Below are 22642 nucleotides of genomic sequence, written 5' to 3'. Positions count from 1 at the left end.
CTCAGCGGCGCTCGTCCTTGAGTTCGTTGATGCGCTGATCCTTGAGGGTCCAGAGCTGATTGACCCAGTTCTGGACCTTCTCGCGAAACACCGGATCGTTTTCGTAATCGCCCTGCCACAAGGCCGGATCCAGCTCGCGGGTCTGGATGTCGATGATCACGCGCGGCACGTTGCCGCTGATCAGGTCCCAGAACCCCGGAATCTTCTGCTGTGGATAAACCACGGTCACATCGAGAATCGCGTCCAGCTGTTCGCCCATCGCCGCCAGTACGAACGCCACGCCGCCCGCCTTGGGCTTGAGCAGGTGGCTGAACGGTGACTGCTGCTGAGTGCTTTTGGCAGCCGTGTAACGCGTGCCTTCCAGATAATTCACCACCGTCACCGGCTGGCGCTTGAACAGCTCGCACGCAGCCTTGGTGATTTCCAGATCCTTGCCGGCCAGCTCCGGGTTCTTCGCCAGGAACGCCTTGGTGTAGCGCTTCATGAACGGGTAATCCAGCGCCCACCAGGCCAGGCCCAGGAACGGTACCCAGATCAGTTCTTTCTTGAGGAAGAACTTGAAGAACGGCGTGCGCCGGTTGAGGGTCTGGATCAGCGCCGGAATATCGACCCAGGACTGATGGTTGCTGATCACCAGGTAGGAAGTGTCGCTGCGCAGGTCTTCGCCGCCGCGAATGTCCCATTGGGTGGGGATGCACAGGCGAAAGATCAGCTTGTCGATTTCTGCCCAGGTTTCGGCGATCCACATCACCGCCCACGAGGCGTAGTCGCGAAAGCGCCCCGGCAGGACCAGCTTGAGCAGGGCGAACACCATCAGCGGGCCGAAGAGCACGAGGGTGTTGGACAACAGCAGCAGGGTGACGAGACAGCCGGTGAGCAAGCGGCGCATAAGCAACTCTTGGAAAACGGATGGGCGCGCCATGATAAGTGGCTTCGGCCAGCAGGCCAAATCGTCCGGTGACGAATGTTTCACCTTTGGCGCGTTAGCCTGATCGTCCCCACGCTCTGCGTCCCTGTGACGCGGAGCGTCACCTGATGCATTCCCACGCGGAGCGTGGGAACGATCAAGTAAACAACGGTCTAAAATCTCGCGTCTGACGCCCCCATTTCCCAAGGAAGCCCCTTACGTGAAATCCCTCCTTGCATTGCTTTCCCTCGTAGCCCTGCCGGTTCTCGCCGCCGAGCCGACCCTGTACGGTCGTTACGAATACATCGCGCTGCCGGAAATCGGCGGTGAAGTGCTCAAGGCCAAGATGGACACCGGCGCGCTGACCGCCTCGCTGTCGGCCAAGGACATCGAGACGTTCAAACGCGACGGCGAAGACTGGGTGCGTTTCCGCCTGGCCACCAAGGACGCGAGCAACAAGGTGTACGAACACAAGGTCGCGCGGATCAGCAAGATCAAGAGCCGCTCGGATGAAGAAGACGAGGGCGAAAGCACCGAAGTGGCCAAGCGCCCGGTGGTCGATCTGGAGCTGTGCCTGGGCGACATCAAGCGTACCGTGGAGGTCAACCTGACCGACCGCAGCAACTTCAACTACCCGTTGCTGATCGGCGCCAAGGCTCTGCGTGAGTTTGGCGCGGCGGTGAACCCGGCGCGGCGCTTCACGGCGGACAAACCTGATTGCTGATCGAGCGTCGTGTCTCGCAAATGCTGTTCCTTTTTGACGGTGTCTGTTGCCGTCATGCTGCGTTGCCGCTCCTCGCCATAGCGGGCTATGACTCGTCGCGGCGCCTTGCCTGACGACAACAGCCACTCGTCAAAAAAGGAACGCATTTGTGAGACGCGACGCTGGTGGTCTCATTGACGTAACGCCGGGCTTGGGGCACCGTTCGCGCACTTAACCCACAGGCTCGGACGCCATGCCTCATATCCTGATTGTCGAAGACGAAGCGGCGATTGCCGACACGCTGATTTTTGCCTTGCAGGGCGAGGGCTTCACCACGACCTGGCTGAATCTGGGTGCGGCGGCGCTGGAGCATCAGCGCCAGACCCCGGCGGATCTGATCATCCTCGACATCGGTCTGCCGGACATCAGCGGCTTTGAAACCTGCAAGCAGTTGCGTCGTTTCAGTGAAGTGCCGGTGCTGTTTCTCAGCGCGCGCAACGCCGAAATCGATCGCGTGGTGGGGCTGGAGATCGGCGCCGACGATTACGTGGTCAAGCCGTTCAGCCCACGTGAAGTGGCGGCCCGGGTCCGGGCGATTCTCAAACGCATGGCGCCACGTCCGCCAGCTGATGCCTGGTCGGGAGTGTTTCGCATCGATCCCGAGCGCGTACAGATCAGCTATCGCGGCCAACCCCTGAGCCTGACCCGCCACGAATTCCGCCTGCTGCAATGCCTGCTCGAACAGCCCGAGCGGGTGTTCAGCCGCGAGCAACTGCTTGATGCGCTGGGCGTGGCGGCGGATGCCGGTTACGAGCGCAGCATCGACAGCCATATCAAAAGCGTGCGCGCCAAATTGCGTCTGGTGCGCGCCGAGGCCGAGCCGATCCAGACCCATCGCGGCCTCGGTTACAGCTACAGCCCGGGGCACAGCTGATGTCGCTGGGGCTGCGGATTTTCCTGGTGTACGTGCTGTTCATCGGCCTGACCGGGTATTTCGTGCTCAACACCGTGATGGAAGAAATCCGCCCCGGCGTGCGCCAGTCCACCGAAGAAACCCTGGTCGATACCGCCAACCTGATGGCGGAAATCCTGCGGGACGATTTCAAGGCCGGCACGCTCAATCAGAACCGCTGGCCCGAATTGCTCCGCGCCTATGGTGAGCGCCAGCCGAAGGCGACAATCTGGGGCCTGGCGAAGAACCAGGTCAACCACCGCATCTACGTCACCGACGCCAAGGGCATTGTGGTGCTGGACTCCAGTGGTCTGGCCGTCGGTCAGGACTACTCGCGCTGGAACGACGTCTACCTGACCCTGCGCGGCGAGTACGGCGCACGCTCCAGCCGCAGCGACCCGAATGACCCGAACTCTTCAGTGATGCACGTCGGCGCACCGATCCGCGACAACGGCGCGATCATCGGCGTGGTCACCGTGGCCAAACCCAACAGTTCACTGCAACCCTATGTCGATCGCACGGAACGGCGTTTGCTCGGTTACGGCGCTGGGTTGATCGGCCTCGGCCTGCTGTTGGGCGCCGGGCTGTCGTGGTGGCTGAGCCGCGCGCTGCACCGCTTGACCGTGTACGCCCAGGCGGTGAGCGAGGGCCGTCGGGTGGCGGTGCCGCACTATCGCGGTGGCGAGCTGGAGCAGTTGGCGACCGCCGTGGAACAGATGCGCATCCAGCTCGAAGGCAAGGCCTACGTCGAACGCTATGTGCACACCCTGACCCATGAATTGAAGAGCCCGCTGGCGGCGATTCGCGGTGCCGCCGAGTTGTTGCAGGGCGAGATGCCGACGGATCAGCGCCTGCGTTTCGTCGGCAATATCGACAATGAAAGTGCCCGCATGCAGCAGTTGATCGAACGCCTGCTGAACCTTGCCCAGGTCGAGCAGCGGCAGGGCCTTGAGGAGCGCGTCGCCGTGCCGTTGGCGGCGCTGGTGAATGAGTTGCTACAGGCACAAATGGCGCGTATCGAAGGCCGGCAACTGCGGATCGAGCAAACCATCGCGCCGGATCTGGCGTTGATCGGCGAGCCGTTTCTGCTGCGTCAGGCGCTGGCCAATCTGCTGGAAAACGCGCTGGATTTCACGCCGCAAAACGGTTCGCTGCGCTTCAGTGCCGAGCGGGTTGGCGAGCAGGTCGTGCTTCGACTGTTCAACGAAACCACGCCGATTCCCGACTATGCCTTACCCCGCTTGAGCGAGCGCTTCTACTCTTTGCCCCGTCCGGACAGCGGACGTAAAAGCACCGGTCTCGGGCTCAACTTCGTCGAAGAGGTGGTCAAGTTGCACGGTGGTTCGCTGCGCATCGGCAACGTTGAAGGCGGGGTGGAAGTCGTTCTGCAGTTGTAGTCTCCACACAAACTCCACATTCCTCCCACAAAACCCCCACATCCCCTTTGCAGACTCTGCCCATCGAAACAGGGAGAGTCCCATGAACAAAAGTCTGACGATAAAACTCGGGGCCATTGCCCTGCTGATCCTGGTGTTGCTGGTGCCGCTGCTGATGATCGACGGCATCATCGATGATCGCCAGCAACTGCGTGACGGTGTGCTGGAAGACATCGCCAGAAGCTCGAGCTACAGCCAGCAACTCAGCGGGCCGGTGATGGTTGTGCCGTATCGCAAAGTGGTGCGCACCTGGAAGACCAAAGAGAAGAGCGACGAGCGATACCAGGAAATCGGCGAAGAACGTGGGCGCCTGTATTTCCTGCCGGAGCGTTTTGAGCTCGACGGCCAGGTGCAGACCGAGCTGCGCGCCCGGGGCATTTATGAGGCGCGGCTGTTCCATGCCGACAACCGCATCAGCGGGCATTTCTCGCTGCCGGCACAGTTGGGGATCAAGGAAGACTTCGTCGATTACACCTTCGATGCGCCATTCCTGGCGGTCGGCATCAGCGACATTCGCGGGATCGAAAACGCGCTGAAGCTGGAACTGGGTGCGCAACGCCTGGACTTCGTGCCCGGCACTCAGGTCGGCTGGCTGGGCGAGGGGGTGCGAGTGACGCTGCCGGCGCTGGACACCGGCAAGACCACGGAACTGGCCTTCGGCTTCGACCTGCGCCTGCAAGGCACCGGCTCGTTGCAGGTGCTGCCGGTGGGCAAGACCAGCCGGGTTAACCTCGCTGCCAACTGGCCGCACCCAAGCTTCATCGGTAACTTCCTGCCGGCCAAGCGCGAGATCAACGATCAGGGTTTTACCGCTGACTGGCAGACCTCGTTTTTCTCCACCAATTTGCAAGAAGCGATGAGCCGTTGCGTGTCGGGCAATGATTGCGAGGCGTTCAACGGGCGCAGTTTCGGCGTGAGCTTCATCGATCCGGTGGATCAATATCTGAAGAGTGACCGGGCGATCAAATATGCGCTGTTGTTCATCGTCCTGACGTTCGCCGGTTTCTTCCTGTTCGAAGTGCTGAAAAGCCTGGCGGTGCACCCGGTGCAATACGCGCTGGTGGGGGTGGCGCTGGCGTTCTTTTATCTGTTGTTGCTGTCGTTGTCCGAGCACATCGGATTTGCCCTGGCGTATCTGTTGTCGGCCAGCGGTTGTGTGTTGTTGATCGGCTTCTATGTCTGCCACGTACTGCGCAGCGTGCGGCATGGCTTGAGTTTTTCGGCGGGGTTGGCGGCGTTGTACGGCTTGCTCTATGGCCTGCTGAGTGCCGAGGATTACGCGCTGCTGATGGGCTCGTTGCTGCTGTTCGGTCTGCTCGGTGTGTTCATGGTGCTGACCCGCAATCTGGACTGGTACGGGATCGGGCAGAAACCGGCCAAACCGCTGGAATTCGATATCGGAGCGGTGCAATGAGCCGGTTCGTGGGGTTGCGTGAGGAGCAGCGGGAGGCCGAGGTGTTAATGACGCTGATTATCGGGTTTCTGCCAGTTGGACCGCGCTGTTGCATTCGCGAGCAAGCTCGCTCCCACAGGAAGGGTGTTGCTTCAGATTGCTCCGTCGCATCCAGGACCAGTGTGGGAGCGAGCTTGCTCGCGAAGGGGCCGGAACAGTCGGCCTAGACCTTCGGCATGGTCGCAATCATCGACGGCCGCTGGCTCACTTCAAAGAACCAGTTGGCCAGTTGCGGGTTGGCGTCACGCCAGCCCAGATCCGGGAAGCGCAGATCCAGATAATCCAGCGCACAGGCCACGCTGATCGAGGCGACGTCGAAGTGGCAGGTCAGCTCGGCAATCGCGTCGCGCTCCAGCAGGGCGAGGGCGCGGCGGATTTTCTCGCGCTGGGCCTCGAGCCATTCGTCCCAGTGTTTTTCCGGAGCACGCAGCGCTTGCTCGTAACGCACCATGACCGAGGCGTCCATGATTCCGTCGGCCATCGAGGCCAGGGTCAGGCGCCGCCAGCGGGCCGAGCCGTCGCGGGGGATCAACGGGTTGCCGACGTGCTGGTGGTCGAGGTAATCGAGGATCACCCGGCTGTCATGGATGACGTTGCCGTCGGCCAGGCGCAGGGCCGGGATCTTGCCCAGCGGGTTGTCTTCGTTGAGGGCGGCGTCCGGGCTGACAGGGCTGAGCACGCAGTCCTGCAGCGCGACGCGATCCTGCTGGCCGGTCTCGTGCAGCAGCACCATGACTTTGCGCACGAACGGGGACAGGGTGTTGTGGAACAGGGTCATGCTGGGAGCGGACATCGGCAGGGTCTCGGTCAGGGGCAATGACGGGCAGCATAGCGCGTTGCCCGTCAGGCTCAAGCCGTTCAGCGACGTTGCAGCAATCCGCGCAGGGCAATGGCGGCCGGAACGCCCAGGCCAATCCAGCTCAAGCCATCCCAGATCCCGTCGCCCAGCAGCGCCGCGAACAGGCCCGCCGCACTCAGCAGCGCGATCACCAGCGGCGTGCTGAAGACCTTCCAGAAATTCGACTGACGCGGCTTCATGCAGAGGCCTCCGCCGCTTCCAGTACCGGTTTCGCAGCCTTGCGCCGTACCACCCACAAATACACGCCACTGGCGAGGACGATGATGGTCAGCACGTCCAGCGTGGCCCAGAGGATTTTCATCGGCATGCCACCGTAGTCACCGAAGTGCAGCGGCTGCGACATGCCCATGGCGTCCATGTACCACGGTCGTTCTGCCACCGCCGTGACTTGCAGGGTGCTGGCGTCGATCAGTACCGGGGTCAGCAGGTGCGAGGTCAGGTGAGTGCCGCCTTTCATGAACACCGAGTAATGGTGCTCGCTGGAGAAGCGGGTGCCGGGGAATGCGATGAAGTCCGGCTTCATCTCCGGTGTGACGCTTGCGGCGATGTCCAGCACCCGGGTGGCCGGGGCCAGTTGCGTCAGCGGCGGGGCATCGCGGTAGGGCGCGATCAGGGTGGTCAGCGCATCGGCGCGCCATGCGGCGATCAGCAGATCGGCGCAGGCGCTGATCACGCCGGTCACACCCACCACCAGCGCCCAGGTCAGGGTCACCACGCCGATCAGGTTGTGCAGGTCGAGCCAGCGCAGGCGGGTGGATTTGTCCTGGCGCACCGTGCCGAACTTCAAACGGCGCATGAACGGCAGGTACAACACCGTGCCGGACACGATCGCGACTACGAACAGCAAACCCATGAACGCCAGCAGCAGCTTGCCCGGCAGCCCGGCGAACATGTCGACGTGCAGACGCAGGATGAACAGCATCAGCCCCCCGTTGGCCGATGGCATCTCCAGCGCTTCGCCGGTACGCGCATCGAGCATGAAGGTGTGCGAGGAGTTGGGCTCGGTGCCGGCGGTCTTGGCCATGATGGTCAGCACTGCATTCGGCTCGTCGTCTTCGAAGCCGAAATACTGTACGACTTCACCGGGCCGATGCTTCTCCGCCGCTTCGACCAGTTGCGCCAGGTTCAGATGCGGCGTGTCCGCCGGCATCAACCGCAACTCGGGCGCATCGCCCAACAGGTGGTCGATTTCGTGATGGAAAATCAGCGGCAGGCCGGTCAGGGCCAACAGCAGCAAAAACACGGTGCAAATGAGGCTGGTCCAGGTGTGGACGAAGGACCAGCGACGAATTGTTTTACTTTTCATTTCATGACCTTCAAAAACACCCAGGCCGTCCACGAGGAACGGCCTGGTTGCAGGGCCTGTTTCAGTTCAGGCGCTTACCACTTGTAGGTGGCGCTGGCGATGACGCTGCGCTGGTCACCGTAGTAGCAATAGAAGCCGTCGCAGGTGGAGATGTAGTCCTTGTCGAACAGGTTGGTCGCGTTGAGTGCCAGCGACGCGCCTTTGAGGCTGTTGTCCAGACGGCCGAGGTCGTAATGCACAGCGGCGTCGAACACGGTGTAGGCGTCCGCCTTGCCCAGCCAGGTGTTGGCCTTGTCGCCGTAGGTGTTGCCGGTGTAGCGCACACCGCCGCCGATGCCGAAGCCGTCGAGTACGCCGCTGTGCCAGGTGTAGTCGGTCCACAGCGAGGCTTGCTGGTTCGGCATCAGTTGCAGACGGTTGCCCTTGTCGACACCTTTCTGCACTTCGGATTTGGCCAGGGTGTAGGCGGCGATGACTTTCAGGTTATCGGTAACGTCGGAGACGGCTTCCAGCTCCAGGCCTTTGACTTTCACTTCACCGGTCTGGCTGGTGATGGTCACGTTGTTGACGATTGAGTTGACCGAGACGTTCTTCTGGGTCAGGTCATACACCGCTGCGCTGAGCAGAGTCTTGCTGCCCGGTGGCTGGTACTTGATGCCCAGTTCCCACTGCTTGCCCTCGGTGGGCTTGAACGAGTCGGTGGCAGTGGCATCGGCGCCGCTGGTTGGCTGGAAGGATTCGGCGTACGACAGGTACGGCACGAAACCCGAGTCGAACACATAGCTGATCGCCGCGTTACCGCTGAACGCCTTGTCACGCTGGGTGTTGGTGGCGTCGCCCTTGTTGAAGAACCTGGTGCTGGTGTGCACCCAGTCTTCGCGGCCGCCCAGGGTCAGGCGCCACTGGTCCAGGGCCATCTGGTCCTGCACGTAGAGGCCGCTCTGGTAGGTTTTCTGGTTGTAGTCATAGAACGCCGAGGAGCGCGGTGGACGAATGATCGTCTGGCCGTAGACCGGGTTGTTGACGTTGATGTCCGGTGCGGAGCCGAAGATCGAGGTGTAGTTGTCGTTGCTGCGCTGATGGTCGAGACCGAGCAGCAAGGTGTGACGGATATCGCCGGTGGCGAAGTCCGCCTGGAAGTTGTTGTCCACGGCGAACTGGCTGATGTCCTCATCGACGTTGGTGGTACCGCGACCGACATTGCCCTGATCGTCGACGGTGAAGCCGGCGAAGGATGGGTTGTAGCTGTTGACGGTCACCGTCTGGAACGACAGGTCGGACTTGGTGTAACGCAGATTCTGTTTGAACTGCCAAACGTCGTTGATGCGGTGTTCAAAGGCATAGCCGAGCGCGTAGTAAGTGCGGTCGTAGAAGTCGTAGTCAGGATCGCCCAGGTTCTTGTGATGGGAGATCTTGCCGAACGGCATGTCGATCTTGGTGCCCTGGATCGGGTAGAACTGGCTGGTGACGCCGGTATCGTCGCGGGTGAACTGCGAGAGCAAGGTCAGCCTGGTGTCTTCGTCGATGTTCCAGGTCAGGCTCGGGGCGATGTTGTAGCGCTTGTTTTCGATGTGGTCGATCTGTGTGTCGCTGTCACGCACCACGCCGCTGATGCCATACAGGAACTGACCGGCGTCGTCGATCTTGCCGGTGCTGGCGAAGTTGATCTGACGGTGGTTGTCGCTGCCGTACTGCAACTGGATTTCGCTGCTTTGCACATCGCTTGGACGACGGCTGACCATGTCCAGCAGTCCGCCCGGCGGAGTCTGGCCGTATACCGAAGAAGCCGGGCCGCGCAGCAGGGCGAGGCGGTCGAGGTTCCAGGTTTCCGGTTTCGGGTTGGCATAAATGCCGCGAGGCAGCGGCAGGCCGTCGAGGAATTGGGTCGGTTCGAAACCGCGCACGCGCAGCCAGTCGATCCGGGTGTCGCTGCCGTAGCTGCTGGCGGTGATGCCCGGCATGTAGCGCACGGCGTCATCGAGGCTGTGCACGCCACGGTCTTCCATTTGCTGGCGAGTGGCGACCGAAATCGAACGCGGCGCCTCGACCAGCGCGGTGTCGGTCTTGGTGCCGGCGGCGGTGCGAGTGGCGGTGTAGCCTTCGACCGGGCCCCAGGCGCTTTCATAGTTTTCCACGCCGATCACCGAGGTTTCCGGCAGAGCCATCACGCCTTCCGGCACGGCGACCAGGGTGTAAGTACCGGCGCTGCTCTGTTCCAGTTGCAGACCGGTGCCACGCAGGGCCGCGCGCAGGGCGCCGGCCGCGTCATATTGGCCATTGACTGGCGCCGAGGTCTTGCCCGCCGCCAGCGAGGGGTTCAGCGACAGTGTGAGGCCGCCCTGGCTGGCGATCTGGTTCAGGGTGGTCGACAGCGGTGCCGCCGGCAGGTTGTAGGCGCGCACGCTCGACGCCTGTTCAGCGGCGATCAGTTGGCTGCTGGCCAGCGGGGTGCAAAGGGCGATGGCGACCGCCAGCAAACTGGGGCGCAACAAGGTGTCTAGCGAACGGGACATACGGCGGCTCCTGAATGGAAATATTTCTCAATTGCCTGTGTGCCGGACGAGATTCGAAAAGTGATAGGGCTGGATGAAAATAATTTCGATTAACGAACGACATCGCTGCGCGAGTCAGCAGAAAGTCCGTTTTCATGGGGGCGAGCAGGCAACGCGGTGTGTCAGGGCTTCGGATCAGCCTTGGCCACGGTCACCCACCACGGTGTGTGCTGCTCGATCTGCACCGGCAGGCTCGGCAGCAAGGCGTTCAGCGCCTTGTCGGTGTCGTGCAGGGGGAAGCTGCCGGTGATGCGCAGGTCGGCAACGTCCGGCGCAATACCCAGATGGCCGCGACGATAACGACCGAGTTCATGCACCAGGTCTTCCAGGCGCGCGTTGTCCACCACCAACATGCCGCGGGTCCAGGCATCGGCGCCGGGGTTGAGCGCCAGCACCGAATCCAGACCGTTGTGGCGGATCAGCACTTGCTGGCCTTCGCGCAGGATCTGTTCCTTCGGATCGGATTGCGGATGCGCCGCGACCGCTGATTGCAGCACGCTCAGACGGGTGCCGGCGTCTTCGCGCTTGACCAGGAACCGCGTGCCCAGGGCGCGCATGCTGCCCTCGGCGGTTTCAACGATGAACGGCCGCGCATCGCCGTGCCCGGTTTCGACGAGGATTTCGCCTTCCTGCAACACGATCAGCCGCTGCTTTTCATTGAAGCGGACATCCACCGCGCTGTGGGTATTCAGGTTGAGCACGGTGCCGTCGGCCAGGCGCACGGTGCGCTGTTCGCCGGTGGCGGTGCGTTGGTCGGCGAGCCAGTAATCCAGCGGCAGATAACGTTCGCCGGCAAACAACGCCAGACCGATCACCGCGACAACACTGGCCAGCCCGCTGCCCAGCTTGCGCACCCGACGGCGAATGCCTTCGCGCGATTGCAGCAATGCGCTGCGCGCCGGGCCATTGGCCACGCTCAAACGCTGGTCGAGCATGCCCAGCTGGCGCCAGGCGCGTGCGTGTTCTTCGTTGGCCGCGTGCCATTTGGCGAACTCTTCGCGCTCCAGTGGCGTGCTGGAATCGAGGGTCAATTGCCAGGCAATCGCCGCGTCCAGCACATGGGCCGGAACCGGTCGGGAACTGGCCGGGCTCATGTCGGCTCACCGTACAGCGCGATGTAGCACTGGCGGATGCCCTGGGCCAGGTATTGGCGCACGCGCGGGACCGACACGCCGAGTTTGTCGGCGATCTCGGCATGAGTCAGGCCATCGATACGGTTATAGAGGAAAGCGGCGCGGGCCTTGGTCGACAGCTTGCCCAGCATGCGGTCGATGGCCTTGAGGTCTTCGAGGATCAGTTGCTGTTCTTCGACAGAGGGCTGTTCGCCCTCGGGGATCAGCATCAGTTCGGCCAGATACGCCTGTTCCAACGCTGCACGGCGGAAGTAGTCGAACAGCAGGCCTTTGGCGATTGCCACCAGAAACGCCCGGGGCTCGCGGGGCGTCAGCAACTCGTCGCGGCCGAGCAGGCGCACGAAGGTGTCCTGGCTCAGGTCTTCGGCGCGTTGCGGGCAAGCCACGTTGCGGCGCAGCCAGGCCAGCAGCCAGCCGCGGTGGTCGCGATACAACGCACCGACGAGCTCACTGTGAGGGCTTTGGGCTGAAGACACGACGACACCGACTGGGAAGTGTTAACTAACGAGAATTGTTCGCGATTGTGGCAGAGGTGGGAATGGTTAGCAATTGGCCACCGGTCGGGTTGTCGGGCGACAACCCGGATTCAGAACGAATGCGTCTGTTGGCGGCGTTTCCACTGACTCAGGCGTTGCTGCAGATTCAGCGGGCTGTGGATCTGCTGCTGGCGTGCCCGGCTGAACAGGATCAGCGCCAGTTCCGCCGTGGCCAGCGCATCGGCACTTGCATGGTGACGCTCGAACACTTCGAGCTTGAACCAGTCGATCCACTCGTCCAGCCCCGCCTCGCGAATGTGTGCCTGCGGGCATAGCAGCGGAGCGATCTGCGCCACATCGAGGAACACCGTCTGCAACTTGTGCCCCAGATGTTCCTTCAATGCGCGGCCGAGCATGTGCTGGTCAAACGAGGCGTGAAACGCCAGCACCGGACTGTCGCCGATAAACTCCAGCAACTCGACCAGAGCTTCGGAGGGCTCGCTGCCGGCGGCAATCGCGCTCGGGGCCAGGCCGTGAATCAACACGCTCGGGCCGAGTTTCAGCTCGCGACATTGCAGGGTGCGTTCGAACTGCTGGCTGAAGTCGATCGCACCGTCCTCGATCACCACCGCGCCGATCGACAGCACCCGATCCTTGTTCAGGTTCAGCCCGGTGGTTTCCAGATCCAGCACCACCCAGCGCTGTTCGCGCAGGCTGCATTCGCGCAGTTCGCCGATGGCCGGGAGTTTCGTCAGGCGTTGTTGCAAGTCGACCGGCACAACGGGGCTGGCCGGGCGCATCCACGAAAACAGGCTCATAGCTGATACCGCAAGGTCAGGCTGCTTTGCAGGCGCTGGGCCTGGCGCAGGGATTCACGCAGGATGCGCCGGTCCAGATGATTGAGGCTGTCGGGATCGACCCGGTTCGAGTACGGCAGGTTTTCCCGGCTCTGCAGTTGATGCTGCTGCATGCGCGTTTGCTGGATGAAATGGTAGGCCTCTTCGTACGCGGCGCCATCCAGCCGGTCGATGACTTGTTTATCCACCAGCTGGCGGAAGCGTTCGAGGGTGTTGTTGGCGTCGATGCCATGGGCCAGCGCCAGCAGACGGGCACCGTCGACAAAGGGGGTCAGGCCCTGGATTTTCAGGTCCAGCGTGGCTTTCTCGCCGTTCTTTTTCGTCAGCACGAACTCACGGAAGCGGCCGACCGGCGGACGGTTGCGCAAGGCGTTCTCGGCCATCATCCGCTGGAACAGCCGGTTGTCGCCAACCTGATCGAGAATTCCCCGGCGCAATTGCTCGCAGCCCTGTTCGTCACCCCAGACCACCCGCAGGTCGAAATAAATGCTGGAGCCCAGCAGGTTCTCCGGCGTCGCCTCGCGAATGAACGCGGCAAAGCGTCGGGCCCATTCGGCGCGGGACAGGCACAGCTGCGGATTGCCGGCCATGACATTGCCTTTGCACAGGGTGAAGCCGCATTGCGCCAGGCTGTTATTGATCTGCTGGGCGATCGGCAGCAACTTGCCGCGAATCTCCGCCGCATGGGCTGCATCCCGCGCGTCGAACAGAATGCCGTTGTCCTGATCGGTGTGCAGGGTCTGCTCGCGCCGGCCTTCGCTGCCAAAGCACAGCCAACTGAATGGCACGCCGGGATCGCCTTTTTCGGCAAGGGTCAGTTCGATAACCCGGCTCACGGTGTGATCGTTGAGCAGGGTGATGATGTGGGTGATCTGGGTCGAAGACGCGCCGTGAGCGAGCATGCGCTCCACCAGTTGGCCGATCTCGCCGCGCAGGGTCACCAGTTGTTCAACCCGTTGGGCGCTGCGAATGGTCCGTGCCAGGTGCACCAGATCGACCCGTTGCAGCGAGAACAGGTCCCGCTCGGAAACCACGCCGCACAGACGTCGATCCTTGACCAGACATACGTGAGCGATGTGCCGTTCGGTCATGGCAATCGCCGCGTCGAAGGCGCTGTGATCCGGCGACAGATAGAACGGCGAGCGGGTCATGTGCCGTTCGATCGGCTCGCTGAAATCGCCAACCCCTTCAGCCACGACATGCCGCAGGTCGCGCAGGGTGAAAATCCCCAGCGGCGCCTTGTGTTCGTCCACCGCGACGATGCTGCCGACCTGTTGTTCGTGCATCAGCTTCACTGCTTCGCGCAGTGGGGTGGCAGGGCTGCAAATCACCGGATGGCGCATGGCCAATTCGCCGAGACGGGTGTTCAGCGAGTATTGGGTGCCGAGGGTTTCCACGGCTTTTTGCTGGACTTGCTGATTGACCTGATCGAGCAGGCTGCTGACCCCGCGCAGGGCGAAATCACGGAAGGTGCCGGAGAGGGCGAACAGTTTGATGAATGCCAGTTTGTTCAGTTGCAGGCAGAAGGTGTCTTCGCCGGCCAGGTGTTCGGTGCGGGTCGCCCGTTCGCCGAGCAGCGCGGCGAGGGGAAAACACTCGCCGGTAGTGATTTCAAACGTGGTTTCGGTGCCGCCCTTGGCCGTATGCGGACGCTCGCCGACCACCCGGCCCTGCTTGACGATGTAGAAGTGTTCGACCGGCCCGTCGGCAGGTTTGATGATGCTCTCGCCCTGACCGTAGAAGCGCAGCTGACATTGCTCCACCAGGTAGGCCAGGTGGGCATGTTCCATTTGATTGAATGGGGGGAAGCGCTGGAGAAATTGCAAAGTGCCCTGAATGTTCTGCAACACCGCGGTTTTCCCTGCCTGGGTGAAGGCGTCCGCTTTACTCATAACCATTACCGCAGTCTTTTTCGAATTGTTGTTGTCGGATCGTTGCAGCCATGGTCGACCCCATCGCGCGGGGTGCCCATTGGACGTAAGTCTAGGTTTGGCATGCCATTGGGGAGTTTTCGGATATGCCCTACAAAATCAGTCGGAAATTCTTCGGTTCGCCCCTTGGAAAAAAATCCGACGAAGTGCACATTTAAGCTCTGCCCAGCGATGTCTGACCACTGTGCCAGGGGATCGATTTTGAAAACGTAGAGAACGCCATGTCCGACCACGATATTTTGAGCGACGCCGAGCGCGAAGCACTCAGCGCCGTCATGCTGGAACCCGATCTGCCGCCGCAGCGGGTACTGATCGTCGACGACGACAAGGATGCCCGCGAGTTGTTGTCGGAGATCCTGGCACTGGATGGCATTCGCTGCCTGACTGCGGCCAGCGGCGAGTCCGCACTGAAGATGCTTGAAGAAAAACCTTCCATTGGCCTGGTAATCACTGATCTGCGGATGGGCAATGTCGGTGGGCTGGACTTGATTCGGCAAGTGCGTGAATCGGTACGGGCAGCGATGCCGATCATCATCGTCTCGGGCGATGCGGACGTGAAGGATGCGATTGCGGCGATGCATTTGAGCGTGGTGGACTTTCTGCTCAAGCCGATCGATACGGCCAAGTTGCTTGGACTGGTCAGGCATGAGCTGGGCATCGAGCCTTAGCCAGTGCGGCGCAAACAAAAAAGCCCTGATCGAAAGATCAGGGCTTTTTCATGTCCGGCATCAGCGCAGGTTACAGGCCGTTGGCAGCCTTGAACTCGCGACGACGACGGTGCAGGACCGGCTCGGTGTAGCCGTTCGGCTGTTTGGTGCCCTCGATCACCAGTTCGACCGCCGCCTGGAAGGCGATGTTGCTGTCGAAGTTCGGGGCCAGCGGACGGTACAGCGGGTCGTTGGCGTTCTGACGGTCCACCACCGGCGCCATGCGCTTGAGGCTTTCCATCACATGCGCTTCGGTCACGATGCCGTGGCGCAGCCAGTTGGCGATGTGCTGGCTGGAGATACGCAGCGTCGCACGGTCTTCCATCAGGCCGACGTCGTTGATGTCCGGCACTTTCGAGCAACCCACGCCCTGGTCGATCCAGCGCACCACGTAACCGAGAATGCCCTGGGCGTTGTTGTCCAGTTCGTTCTTGATCTGCTCCGGAGTCCAGTTCGGGTTGACCGCCAGCGGAATGGTCAGGATGTCATCGACCGAAGCGCGGGCACGTTTGGCCAGCTCGGCCTGACGGGCGAACACGTCGACTTTGTGGTAGTGCAGCGCGTGCAGCGCAGCGGCGGTCGGCGATGGAACCCAGGCAGTGTTGGCGCCGGCCATCGGGTGAGCGATTTTCTGTTCCAGCATCGCTGCCATCAGATCGGGCATCGCCCACATGCCTTTACCGATTTGTGCACGACCTTGCAGGCCGGTGCTCAGACCGATATCGACGTTCCAGTTCTCGTAGGCGCCAATCCACTTCTCGGCCTTCATGTCAGCCTTGCGCACCATCGGGCCGGCTTCCATGGAGGTGTGGATTTCGTCGCCGGTGCGGTCGAGGAAGCCGGTGTTGATGAACACCACGCGCTCGCTGGCCGCCTGGATGCAGGCCTTGAGGTTGACCGTGGTACGGCGTTCCTCGTCCATGATCCCGACTTTCAGGGTGTTGCGCTTGAGGCCCAGCACGTCTTCGATGCGACCGAACAGCTCGTTGGTGAACGCCGCTTCTTCCGGGCCGTGCATCTTCGGTTTAACGATGTAGACGGAACCGGTGCGGGTGTTCTTGCGCGAAGTGTTGCCATTGAGGTTGTGCATCGCCGCCAGGCAAGTCACCAGACCGTCGAGGATGCCTTCCGGTACTTCGTTGCCGTGCTTGTCGAGGATCGCGTCGATGGTCATCAGGTGGCCGACGTTGCGCACGAACAACAGCGAGCGGCCGTGCAGGGTCAGTTCGCTGCCGTCGACCTTGGTGTAGGTGCGATCCGGATTCATGGTGCGGGTGAAGGTCTGGCCGCCCTTGGTGACGGATTCCGCCAGGTCGCCCTTCATCAGGCCCAGCCAGTTGCGGTAGATCACCACCTTGTCGTCGGCATCGACGGCAGCCACGGAGTCTTCGCAGTCCATGATGGTGGTCAGTGCCGCTTCCATCAGGATGTCTTTGACGCCGGCGGCATCGGTCTGGCCGACCGGGGTGCTGGCATCGATCTGGATTTCGAAATGCAGGCCATTGTTCTTCAGCAGGATCGCGATCGGCGCATTGGCGTCGCCCTGGAAGCCGATCAGCTGTGCGTCGTTGCGCAGGCCGCTGGTGCTGCCGCCCTTGAGGGTGACGACCAGTTTGCCGTCAGCGATCTTGTAGCCGGTGGAGTCGACGTGGGAGCCGGTCGCCAGTGGCGCGGCTTCGTCGAGGAACGCACGGGCGAAGGCGATGACTTTGTCGCCACGCACCTTGTTGTAGCCTTTGCCTTTTTCCGCGCCGCCGGCTTCGCTGATGGCGTCGGTGCCATACAGGGCGTCGTACAGCGAACCCCAGCGGGCGTTCGAGGCGTTGAGGGCGAAGCGGGCGTTCATCACCGGAACCACGAGTTGCGGGCCGGCGGTACGGGCGATTTCGTCATCGACGTTTTGCGTCGTTGCCTGGAAATCAGCCGCTTCTGGCAGCAGATAACCGATCTCTTGGAGGAAGGCTTTATAGGCCACGGCGTCGTGCGGCTGACCGGCACGGCTCTGGTGCCAGCCATCGATACGAGCCTGGAAGTCATCGCGTTTGGCGAGTAGGGCTTTGTTCTTCGGCGCCAGGTCGTGAATGACCTTGTCGGCACCTTCCCAGAATTTTTCGGCGGTGAGGCCGGTACCGGGAATGGCTTCGTTGTTCACGAAGTCGAACAGGACTTTGGCGACCTGCAGGCCACCGACTTGAACGTGTTCAGTCATTGCTTGCCTCACTCTGCTCAGCTATTTCGCTTTTCAGCTCTTCAATTTAACAATGAAGCCTCTGGCCATTTAAACCACAAACCCCTCGACCAGTACATGCCATCGCTGGCGGCTGGGTTGGGACCAATCAACGGCTTGGGGGCCTTGCTGACGGGGCTTTCAGGGTTGCGAACGTGCCTTGGGCAGACATCGATCCAGCGTTATGTAGTGCGCGCTGCGGCATACTACATGATGAGTTGCGGTTGTGAAAATCAGACTAATTACGTCGTTCTGCGACCCCATGACGCATTGCGGTCACGGCGCGGAACGGGATGTTCTCAAAAAACCAATGGATTGTTCCAGCTAAATATAAAAAGTTGTACACGATTTGTGATTTCGAGCGTCTGAGGCGTCTGTCGAACGCTTGCCTATACTTGCTTTTCTATAACAAAAGTCATGACAGAGGGCTGCGCCATGGATCACCTCGTACTCACCGTCTTCGCACCGGACAAGCCCGGGCAGGTCGAGCGCATCGCCCAATGCATCGCCGAACACGGCGGTAACTGGCTGGAAAGCCGCATGTCGCGGATGGCCGGGCAGTTCGCCGGGATTCTGCGCGTGGGAGTGCCGGCAGAGGCTTACGACGAATTAGTCGATGCCCTACAAGCTTTGTCGGCGCAGGGCATTCGCGTGCTGGTGGCCGAAAGCGGTATCGAGCAGGCCTGCACCTGGAAACCGATCGCCATGGAACTGGTGGGCAATGATCGTCCGGGCATCGTGCGCGACATTACCCGGTTGCTGAGCGAGCAGGGCGTCAACCTCGAACGACTGGTGACTGAAGTGCGCCCGGCGCCGATGAGCAGCGAACCGCTGTTCCACGCCGAGGCGATTCTCGCGGTGCCGCTGACCCTGTCGCTGGATGTTCTGCAATCGCGGCTGGAAACCCTGGCCGATGACTTGATGGTGGAACTGGTGCTGCGCACCGATCCGTGAGCGCGGGAAGGGTTATCCAGTTTTAGCGTGCACCTGCCTGTGGATAACCTGTAGAGACCGCGCGTCAGGCCACGTCAGCCGTGGCTTGGCGAGGACTGATCAAAAAACCGCCAACATTCAGTGACTTGCGCACAAACGGCGGGGATCACGCTGTGGATAACCTTGGGAAGGAACGATACAGGCCACGAGAACCGTGGCCTGTGGAGGTTTGTACGTTTTTTGATCAGCTGCGTCGGCGCAGGCTCATCCACGCATCGACGCTGTACACCGCAAGGCCGGCCCAGATAAACATGAAGGCGATCAGCGTGCTGGACGACAGGTGTTCGCCGAACAGCAATACGGCTTGCAGCAGTACCAACGTCGGCGCCAGGTATTGCAGGAAACCGAGGGTGGTGTAGGGCAGGTGCCGTGCCGCTGCGTTGAAGCACACCAGCGGCACCAGTGTCACCGGGCCGGCCGCCACCAGCCACCAGGCTTCGGATGTCGTCCAGAACTCGGCCTGGGCGCTGGTCGCGGTCGGATTGAACAGCAGCCACGCGAGGGCGATCGGCACCAGCATCCAGGTTTCCACCACCAGCCCCGGCAGCGCCTTGACCGGTGCCTGCTTGCGGATCAGCCCATAGAAACCAAAAGTCAGCGCCAGCACCAGCGACACCCACGGCAGACTTCCCACCTGCCAGACCTGCTGAGCCACGCCGACCGTTGCCAGACCGACCGCCAGCCACTGCATGCGCCGCAGGCGTTCGCCCAGAATCAGCATGCCCAGCAACACATTCACCAGCGGGTTGATGTAGTAACCGAGGCTCGCTTCCAGCATCCGGCCGTTGTTCACCGACCAGACGTAGGTCAGCCAGTTGGCCGCGATCAAGGTGCCGCTGAGCGCGAGAATCGCCAGGCGTTTCGGGTTGTCGCGCAGTTCCTGCCACCAGCCGGGATGCTTCCAAACCATCAACAGCAGCGCGCCGAACAGCGCCGACCACAGCACCCGGTGAATGATGATTTCCACTGCCGGCACTTCGGCGATGGCTTTGAAGTAGAGCGGGAACAATCCCCAGATGATGTAGGCACTGAGGCCCAGAATGTACCCGCGACGCGGGTTGGCGGCTTGCATGCAGAGTCCTTGCTTAGGCAGCTAACAAAGCAGCGATTGTACGGGCAGTTGTATAGACGTGTCGTGTCAGAAAAGCTTCAACGGCTCTTCGTTCAGCGCCGACAGTTGCTCACGCAACGCCAATACCTGATCGCCCCAATACCGCTCGCTGCCGAACCATGGAAAGCTGCGAGGGAACGCCGGATCGTCCCAGCGCCGGGCCAGCCAGGCGCTGTAATGCATCAGGCGCAAGGCGCGCAGCGGTTCGATCAGCGCCAGTTCGCGCGGGTCGAAGTCATGAAATTCGTTGTAGCCGTCCATCAATTCCGACAACTGTCCCAGACAATCCTGACGATCGCCGGCGAGCATCATCCAGATGTCCTGCACCGCCGGGCCCATGCGGCAGTCGTCAAGGTCGACGATGTGGAATATCTCGTCGCGGCACATCATGTTGCCGGGGTGGCAGTCGCCATGCATGCGGATGTTCCGGTGCGGGGTGTTGGCGTAGACGTCCTCCACACGCTTGAGCAGGTCGCGGGCGACGGACTCGTAGGCCGGCAGCAGACTCCTGGGGATGAAGTTGCCTTCCAGCAACGTGGTCAGCGAGTCATGGCCGAAGTTCTGCACGGCCAACGCTTCGCGGTGCTCGAACGGTTGGGTCCCGCCGACTGCGTGCATGCGCCCGAGCAACTGGCCGAGGCGATACAGCTGATCGAGATTGCCCGGCTCCGGCGCCCGGCCGCCGCGACGGGGAAACAGGGTAAAACGAAAGCCGGCGTGTTCGTGCAGGGTTTTACCGTTATGGATCAATGGCGCCACCACCGGAATTTCGACGTCAGCCAGTTCGAAGGTGAACTGGTGCTCTTCCAGAATCGCTTCGTTGGTCCAGCGCTGCGGGCGATAGAACTTGGCGATCAGCGGTTCGGAGTCTTCGATGCCGACCTGATAGACGCGGTTTTCGTAACTGTTGAGCGCCAGAATGCGCGCGTCGCTCAGGAAACCGATGCTTTCGACGGCATCGAGCACGAGGTCTGGGGTGAGGGTTTCAAACGGGTGGGCCATGCTGACTCCTGCGCGCAGCAGGCTGCTGCGTCCGGCTCGGCATGGTAGCGCAGACGGGCTGTCTTGAGTGGGATCGTTCCCGTGCAGCGCACAGGAACGATCAGAACGTCGCCCGATCAGGCGCCGACGATCCCGCCATCCTCACGGGTAATTGCCATCACCGACGAGCGCGGCTTGCCGTTCGGCAAATGCTCGGGGAAGGTCGAACCGCCGTTTTCGCCCGGGTGCTGAATCCCGACGAACAGGGTTTTCTGATCCGGCGAGAAGCTGATCCCGGTGACTTCGCAACCGATCGGTCCGACCATGAACCGGCGAATCTCACCGGTCGCAGGATCTGCGCAGAGCATCTGGTTGTTGCCCATCCCGGCGAAATCACCGGTGTTGCTCGAGTCGCCGTCGGTGAGAATCCACAGTCGGCCAGCCTTGTCGAAGCCGAGGCCGTCGGGGCTGTTGAACATGTTTTGCGGGGTGATATTCGATGAGCCGCCCTTCGGTGTACCGGCGTGCACGCTCGGGTTGCCGGCCACCACGAACAGATCCCAGGCGAAGGTCTTCGAACCGTGATCGTCGCGGTCGGTGCGCCAGCGCAGGATCTGCCCGTAGACGTTCTTCTCGCGCGGGTTCGGCCCGCCCACCGGTTGCCCGTCCTCGCCGCGTTTGGCGTTGTTGGTCAGGGTGCAATAAACCTGGCCGTCTTTCGGGCTGACCACGATCCATTCCGGACGGTCCATGCGCGTGGCGCCGACCACGCTGGCGGCGAGACGCGCGTGAATCAGCACTTCGGCCTGATCGGCGAAACCGCTGCTGGCGTCGATGCCGTTCTTGCCGTGGGTCAGCTCGATCCACTGGCCCTGGCCTTTCGGGTGATCCGGATTACCGTCACCGGCATCGAACCTGGCCACATACAGCGTGCCGTGATCGAGGATGTCGCGGTTGGCCTTGGCGTTGCGATGATTGATCTTGTCGCGGCTGACGAATTTGTAGATGAACTCGCCGCGTTCGTCGTCGCCCATGTAGACCACGGCGCGACCGTCGTCGGTCTCGGCCAGTGCGGCGTTTTCATGTTTGAAGCGACCGAGGGCGGTACGTTTGACCGGGGTCGATTGCGGGTCGAACGGGTCGATTTCCACGACCCAGCCGTGACGGTTCAGCTCGTTCGGGTTCTTCGCCAGGTCGAAGCGCGGATCGAACGGATGCCAGTTGATCTCGCGGCTGGCGGCTGTCACACCGTAGCGTTTCTGCGCCGGGTCGAACTGCTGCTGGGCGTTGCTGCTGCCGAAGCAGTCGGTGAAGTTCTCTTCGCAGGTCAGGTAAGTGCCCCACGGCGTCTTGCCGTTGGCGCAGTTCTGGAAGGTGCCGAGGACTTTCTTGCCATGCTTGTCGGCGCTGGTTTTCATCAGCTCGTGGCCGGCGGCCGGGCCGCTGATCCGCAGCGGCGAGTTACCGTGAATCCGCCGGTTGTAGCGCGAGCCCTGAACGAACTGCCATTGGCCGTTCTTGCGCTGGACTTCGATTACCGACACACCTTCGCAGGCCAGGGCCTTGCGCACGTCTTCGGCCGATTGCGGCAGGCCGCCGTGCGGATAGAGGTAGCGGTAGTTTGTGTATTCGTTGTTGATCGCCATCAACGCACGGTTTTTCTCGCCCGGGAATTCAAACAGGCTCATGCCGTCGTTGTTGTCGCCGAACTGCACTTCCTGTGCGGCCGCGGTTCCATTGCCGCTCGGGTCGAAGGCCGGGCCGTTCTTGTGCAGCGGTTGACCCCAGCTGATCAGCACCGACGACTTGTAGCCCTTGGGCAGGCTGATGGTGTCGGTGGTGGCCGCCGGAATGCTGTCGAAGCCGAGCAAACGGCTGTTGCCGGCGCTGACACTGGCGGCCAGTACGCTGCGACTCAGCAGGTTGCCGCCGAGGAACATCGCCGCGCCGCACAGCGCGCCGGCACTGATGAAACCGCGACGGCTCAGGCCGACCATTTTTTCCAGGTCTGTGGATTGGTTTTCTTCTAATAGGCTCACATCAGGCTCCCTGCATGGT

The 22642-nt window shown here is 61.8% G+C and carries 19 protein-coding genes; 6 read left to right on the top strand and 13 right to left on the bottom strand.

Annotated features, from left to right (window positions below; translation table 11 throughout):
- Position 1: 1 nt before the first annotated feature.
- Complete coding sequence (locus CAF73_RS12625; RefSeq protein ID WP_085697760.1) at positions 2-889, bottom strand: acyltransferase; 888 nt, start codon at positions 887-889, stop codon at positions 2-4.
- A gap of 238 nt (positions 890-1127) precedes the next feature.
- Between CAF73_RS12625 and CAF73_RS12620 the strand changes: the two genes are divergently transcribed.
- The 4 genes from CAF73_RS12620 to creD all read left to right on the top strand — a co-directional run bounded on the left by CAF73_RS12620 (position 1128) and on the right by creD (position 5412).
- Positions 1128-1631 (top strand): ATP-dependent zinc protease, encoded by a 504-nt coding sequence (locus tag CAF73_RS12620; protein ID WP_085697759.1) that lies wholly within the window; start codon positions 1128-1130, stop codon positions 1629-1631.
- A 232-nt stretch (positions 1632-1863) separates the two neighbouring features.
- Complete coding sequence (gene creB / locus CAF73_RS12615) at positions 1864-2544, top strand: two-component system response regulator CreB (protein WP_085702861.1); 681 nt, start codon at positions 1864-1866, stop codon at positions 2542-2544.
- On the top strand, positions 2544-3959 hold the full coding sequence (creC, locus tag CAF73_RS12610; protein ID WP_085702860.1) for a two-component system sensor histidine kinase CreC: 1416 nt from the start codon (positions 2544-2546) through the stop codon (positions 3957-3959). Before creB ends, creC begins: the two co-directional genes overlap by 1 nt.
- An 82-nt stretch (positions 3960-4041) precedes the next feature.
- Positions 4042-5412, top strand: a complete 1371-nt coding sequence (gene creD, locus CAF73_RS12605) for a cell envelope integrity protein CreD (RefSeq protein WP_085702859.1) — start codon at positions 4042-4044, stop codon at positions 5410-5412.
- 202 nt (positions 5413-5614) lie between these two features.
- Here the strand turns inward: creD and CAF73_RS12595 are convergent, their stop codons facing one another.
- From CAF73_RS12595 to CAF73_RS12560, 8 genes are all read right to left on the bottom strand, one after another.
- The gene (locus CAF73_RS12595) at positions 5615-6244 is read right to left on the bottom strand and encodes a glutathione S-transferase (protein ID WP_085702857.1); all 630 of its coding nucleotides are present in this window, start codon (positions 6242-6244) and stop codon (positions 5615-5617) included.
- Positions 6245-6309: 65 nt separating this feature from the next.
- Positions 6310-6489 (bottom strand): hypothetical protein, encoded by a 180-nt coding sequence (locus CAF73_RS12590; protein ID WP_085697754.1) that lies wholly within the window; start codon positions 6487-6489, stop codon positions 6310-6312.
- On the bottom strand, positions 6486-7616 hold the full coding sequence (locus CAF73_RS12585; RefSeq protein ID WP_085702936.1) for a PepSY domain-containing protein: 1131 nt from the start codon (positions 7614-7616) through the stop codon (positions 6486-6488). The genes CAF73_RS12590 and CAF73_RS12585 overlap by 4 nt, the downstream gene beginning before the upstream one ends.
- A 74-nt stretch (positions 7617-7690) precedes the next feature.
- Positions 7691-10129: a TonB-dependent siderophore receptor gene (locus tag CAF73_RS12580; RefSeq protein ID WP_085702856.1), complete on the bottom strand. Its 2439-nt coding sequence runs from the start codon at positions 10127-10129 to the stop codon at positions 7691-7693.
- 161 nt (positions 10130-10290) lie between these two features.
- A complete protein-coding gene (locus tag CAF73_RS12575; protein WP_085702855.1) occupies positions 10291-11262 on the bottom strand; it encodes a FecR family protein in 972 nt (323 codons plus the stop codon).
- The gene (locus tag CAF73_RS12570; protein ID WP_085702854.1) at positions 11259-11777 is read right to left on the bottom strand and encodes an RNA polymerase sigma factor; all 519 of its coding nucleotides are present in this window, start codon (positions 11775-11777) and stop codon (positions 11259-11261) included. The genes CAF73_RS12575 and CAF73_RS12570 overlap by 4 nt, the downstream gene beginning before the upstream one ends.
- 110 nt (positions 11778-11887) lie before the next feature.
- Positions 11888-12595 (bottom strand): PolC-type DNA polymerase III, encoded by a 708-nt coding sequence (locus CAF73_RS12565; protein WP_085697749.1) that lies wholly within the window; start codon positions 12593-12595, stop codon positions 11888-11890.
- Positions 12592-14532 (bottom strand): putative nucleotidyltransferase substrate binding domain-containing protein, encoded by a 1941-nt coding sequence (locus tag CAF73_RS12560; RefSeq protein WP_085702853.1) that lies wholly within the window; start codon positions 14530-14532, stop codon positions 12592-12594. The genes CAF73_RS12565 and CAF73_RS12560 overlap by 4 nt, the downstream gene beginning before the upstream one ends.
- Before the next feature lie 254 nt (positions 14533-14786).
- Between CAF73_RS12560 and CAF73_RS12555 the strand changes: the two genes are divergently transcribed.
- The gene (locus CAF73_RS12555) at positions 14787-15233 is read left to right on the top strand and encodes a response regulator (RefSeq protein WP_085609066.1); all 447 of its coding nucleotides are present in this window, start codon (positions 14787-14789) and stop codon (positions 15231-15233) included.
- 70 nt (positions 15234-15303) lie between these two features.
- Here CAF73_RS12555 and CAF73_RS12550 read toward each other — a convergent pair whose 3' ends face one another.
- On the bottom strand, positions 15304-17481 hold the full coding sequence (locus tag CAF73_RS12550) for a malate synthase G (protein WP_085702852.1): 2178 nt from the start codon (positions 17479-17481) through the stop codon (positions 15304-15306).
- Positions 17482-17934: 453 nt separating this feature from the next.
- Here CAF73_RS12550 and CAF73_RS12545 point away from each other — a divergent pair, with 453 nt between their 5' ends.
- Positions 17935-18453: a glycine cleavage system protein R gene (locus CAF73_RS12545; RefSeq protein ID WP_007959830.1), complete on the top strand. Its 519-nt coding sequence runs from the start codon at positions 17935-17937 to the stop codon at positions 18451-18453.
- Positions 18454-18676: 223 nt separating this feature from the next.
- Here CAF73_RS12545 and rarD read toward each other — a convergent pair whose 3' ends face one another.
- From rarD to CAF73_RS12530, 3 genes are all read right to left on the bottom strand, one after another.
- Positions 18677-19564, bottom strand: coding sequence for an EamA family transporter RarD (rarD, locus tag CAF73_RS12540; RefSeq protein ID WP_085697746.1), 888 nt, complete (start codon positions 19562-19564; stop codon positions 18677-18679).
- Positions 19565-19630: 66 nt separating this feature from the next.
- Complete coding sequence (locus tag CAF73_RS12535; protein WP_085697745.1) at positions 19631-20605, bottom strand: serine/threonine protein kinase; 975 nt, start codon at positions 20603-20605, stop codon at positions 19631-19633.
- 116 nt (positions 20606-20721) lie between these two features.
- On the bottom strand, positions 20722-22623 hold the full coding sequence (locus CAF73_RS12530; RefSeq protein WP_085697744.1) for a PhoX family phosphatase: 1902 nt from the start codon (positions 22621-22623) through the stop codon (positions 20722-20724).
- Positions 22624-22642 lie beyond the last annotated feature (19 nt).

It is taken from the genome of Pseudomonas sp. B15(2017), from assembly GCF_002113215.1.
In the GTDB taxonomy this organism is placed as follows: Bacteria; Pseudomonadota; Gammaproteobacteria; order Pseudomonadales; family Pseudomonadaceae; genus Aquipseudomonas.
Note: the sequence above shows the minus strand (reverse complement) of the source record. Positions and strands in the feature narration are given on the sequence as shown.

What these genes read in the sequence shown, in the direction of transcription:
- CAF73_RS12535 (WP_085697745.1), bottom strand. Translation starts at nt 20,605, where the DNA reads ATGGCCCACCCGTTTGAAACCCTCACCCCAGACCTCGTGCTCGATGCC.
- creC (WP_085702860.1), top strand. Translation starts at nt 2,544, where the DNA reads ATGTCGCTGGGGCTGCGGATTTTCCTGGTGTACGTGCTGTTCATCGGC.
- CAF73_RS12590 (WP_085697754.1), bottom strand. Translation starts at nt 6,489, where the DNA reads ATGAAGCCGCGTCAGTCGAATTTCTGGAAGGTCTTCAGCACGCCGCTG.
- creB (WP_085702861.1), top strand. Translation starts at nt 1,864, where the DNA reads ATGCCTCATATCCTGATTGTCGAAGACGAAGCGGCGATTGCCGACACG.
- CAF73_RS12555 (WP_085609066.1), top strand. Translation starts at nt 14,787, where the DNA reads ATGTCCGACCACGATATTTTGAGCGACGCCGAGCGCGAAGCACTCAGC.
- CAF73_RS12560 (WP_085702853.1), bottom strand. Translation starts at nt 14,532, where the DNA reads ATGGTTATGAGTAAAGCGGACGCCTTCACCCAGGCAGGGAAAACCGCG.
- CAF73_RS12625 (WP_085697760.1), bottom strand. Translation starts at nt 889, where the DNA reads ATGCGCCGCTTGCTCACCGGCTGTCTCGTCACCCTGCTGCTGTTGTCC.
- CAF73_RS12565 (WP_085697749.1), bottom strand. Translation starts at nt 12,595, where the DNA reads ATGAGCCTGTTTTCGTGGATGCGCCCGGCCAGCCCCGTTGTGCCGGTC.
- CAF73_RS12545 (WP_007959830.1), top strand. Translation starts at nt 17,935, where the DNA reads ATGGATCACCTCGTACTCACCGTCTTCGCACCGGACAAGCCCGGGCAG.
- rarD (WP_085697746.1), bottom strand. Translation starts at nt 19,564, where the DNA reads ATGCAAGCCGCCAACCCGCGTCGCGGGTACATTCTGGGCCTCAGTGCC.
- CAF73_RS12550 (WP_085702852.1), bottom strand. Translation starts at nt 17,481, where the DNA reads ATGACTGAACACGTTCAAGTCGGTGGCCTGCAGGTCGCCAAAGTCCTG.
- CAF73_RS12595 (WP_085702857.1), bottom strand. Translation starts at nt 6,244, where the DNA reads ATGTCCGCTCCCAGCATGACCCTGTTCCACAACACCCTGTCCCCGTTC.
- CAF73_RS12575 (WP_085702855.1), bottom strand. Translation starts at nt 11,262, where the DNA reads ATGAGCCCGGCCAGTTCCCGACCGGTTCCGGCCCATGTGCTGGACGCG.
- creD (WP_085702859.1), top strand. Translation starts at nt 4,042, where the DNA reads ATGAACAAAAGTCTGACGATAAAACTCGGGGCCATTGCCCTGCTGATC.
- CAF73_RS12585 (WP_085702936.1), bottom strand. Translation starts at nt 7,616, where the DNA reads ATGAAAAGTAAAACAATTCGTCGCTGGTCCTTCGTCCACACCTGGACC.
- CAF73_RS12580 (WP_085702856.1), bottom strand. Translation starts at nt 10,129, where the DNA reads ATGTCCCGTTCGCTAGACACCTTGTTGCGCCCCAGTTTGCTGGCGGTC.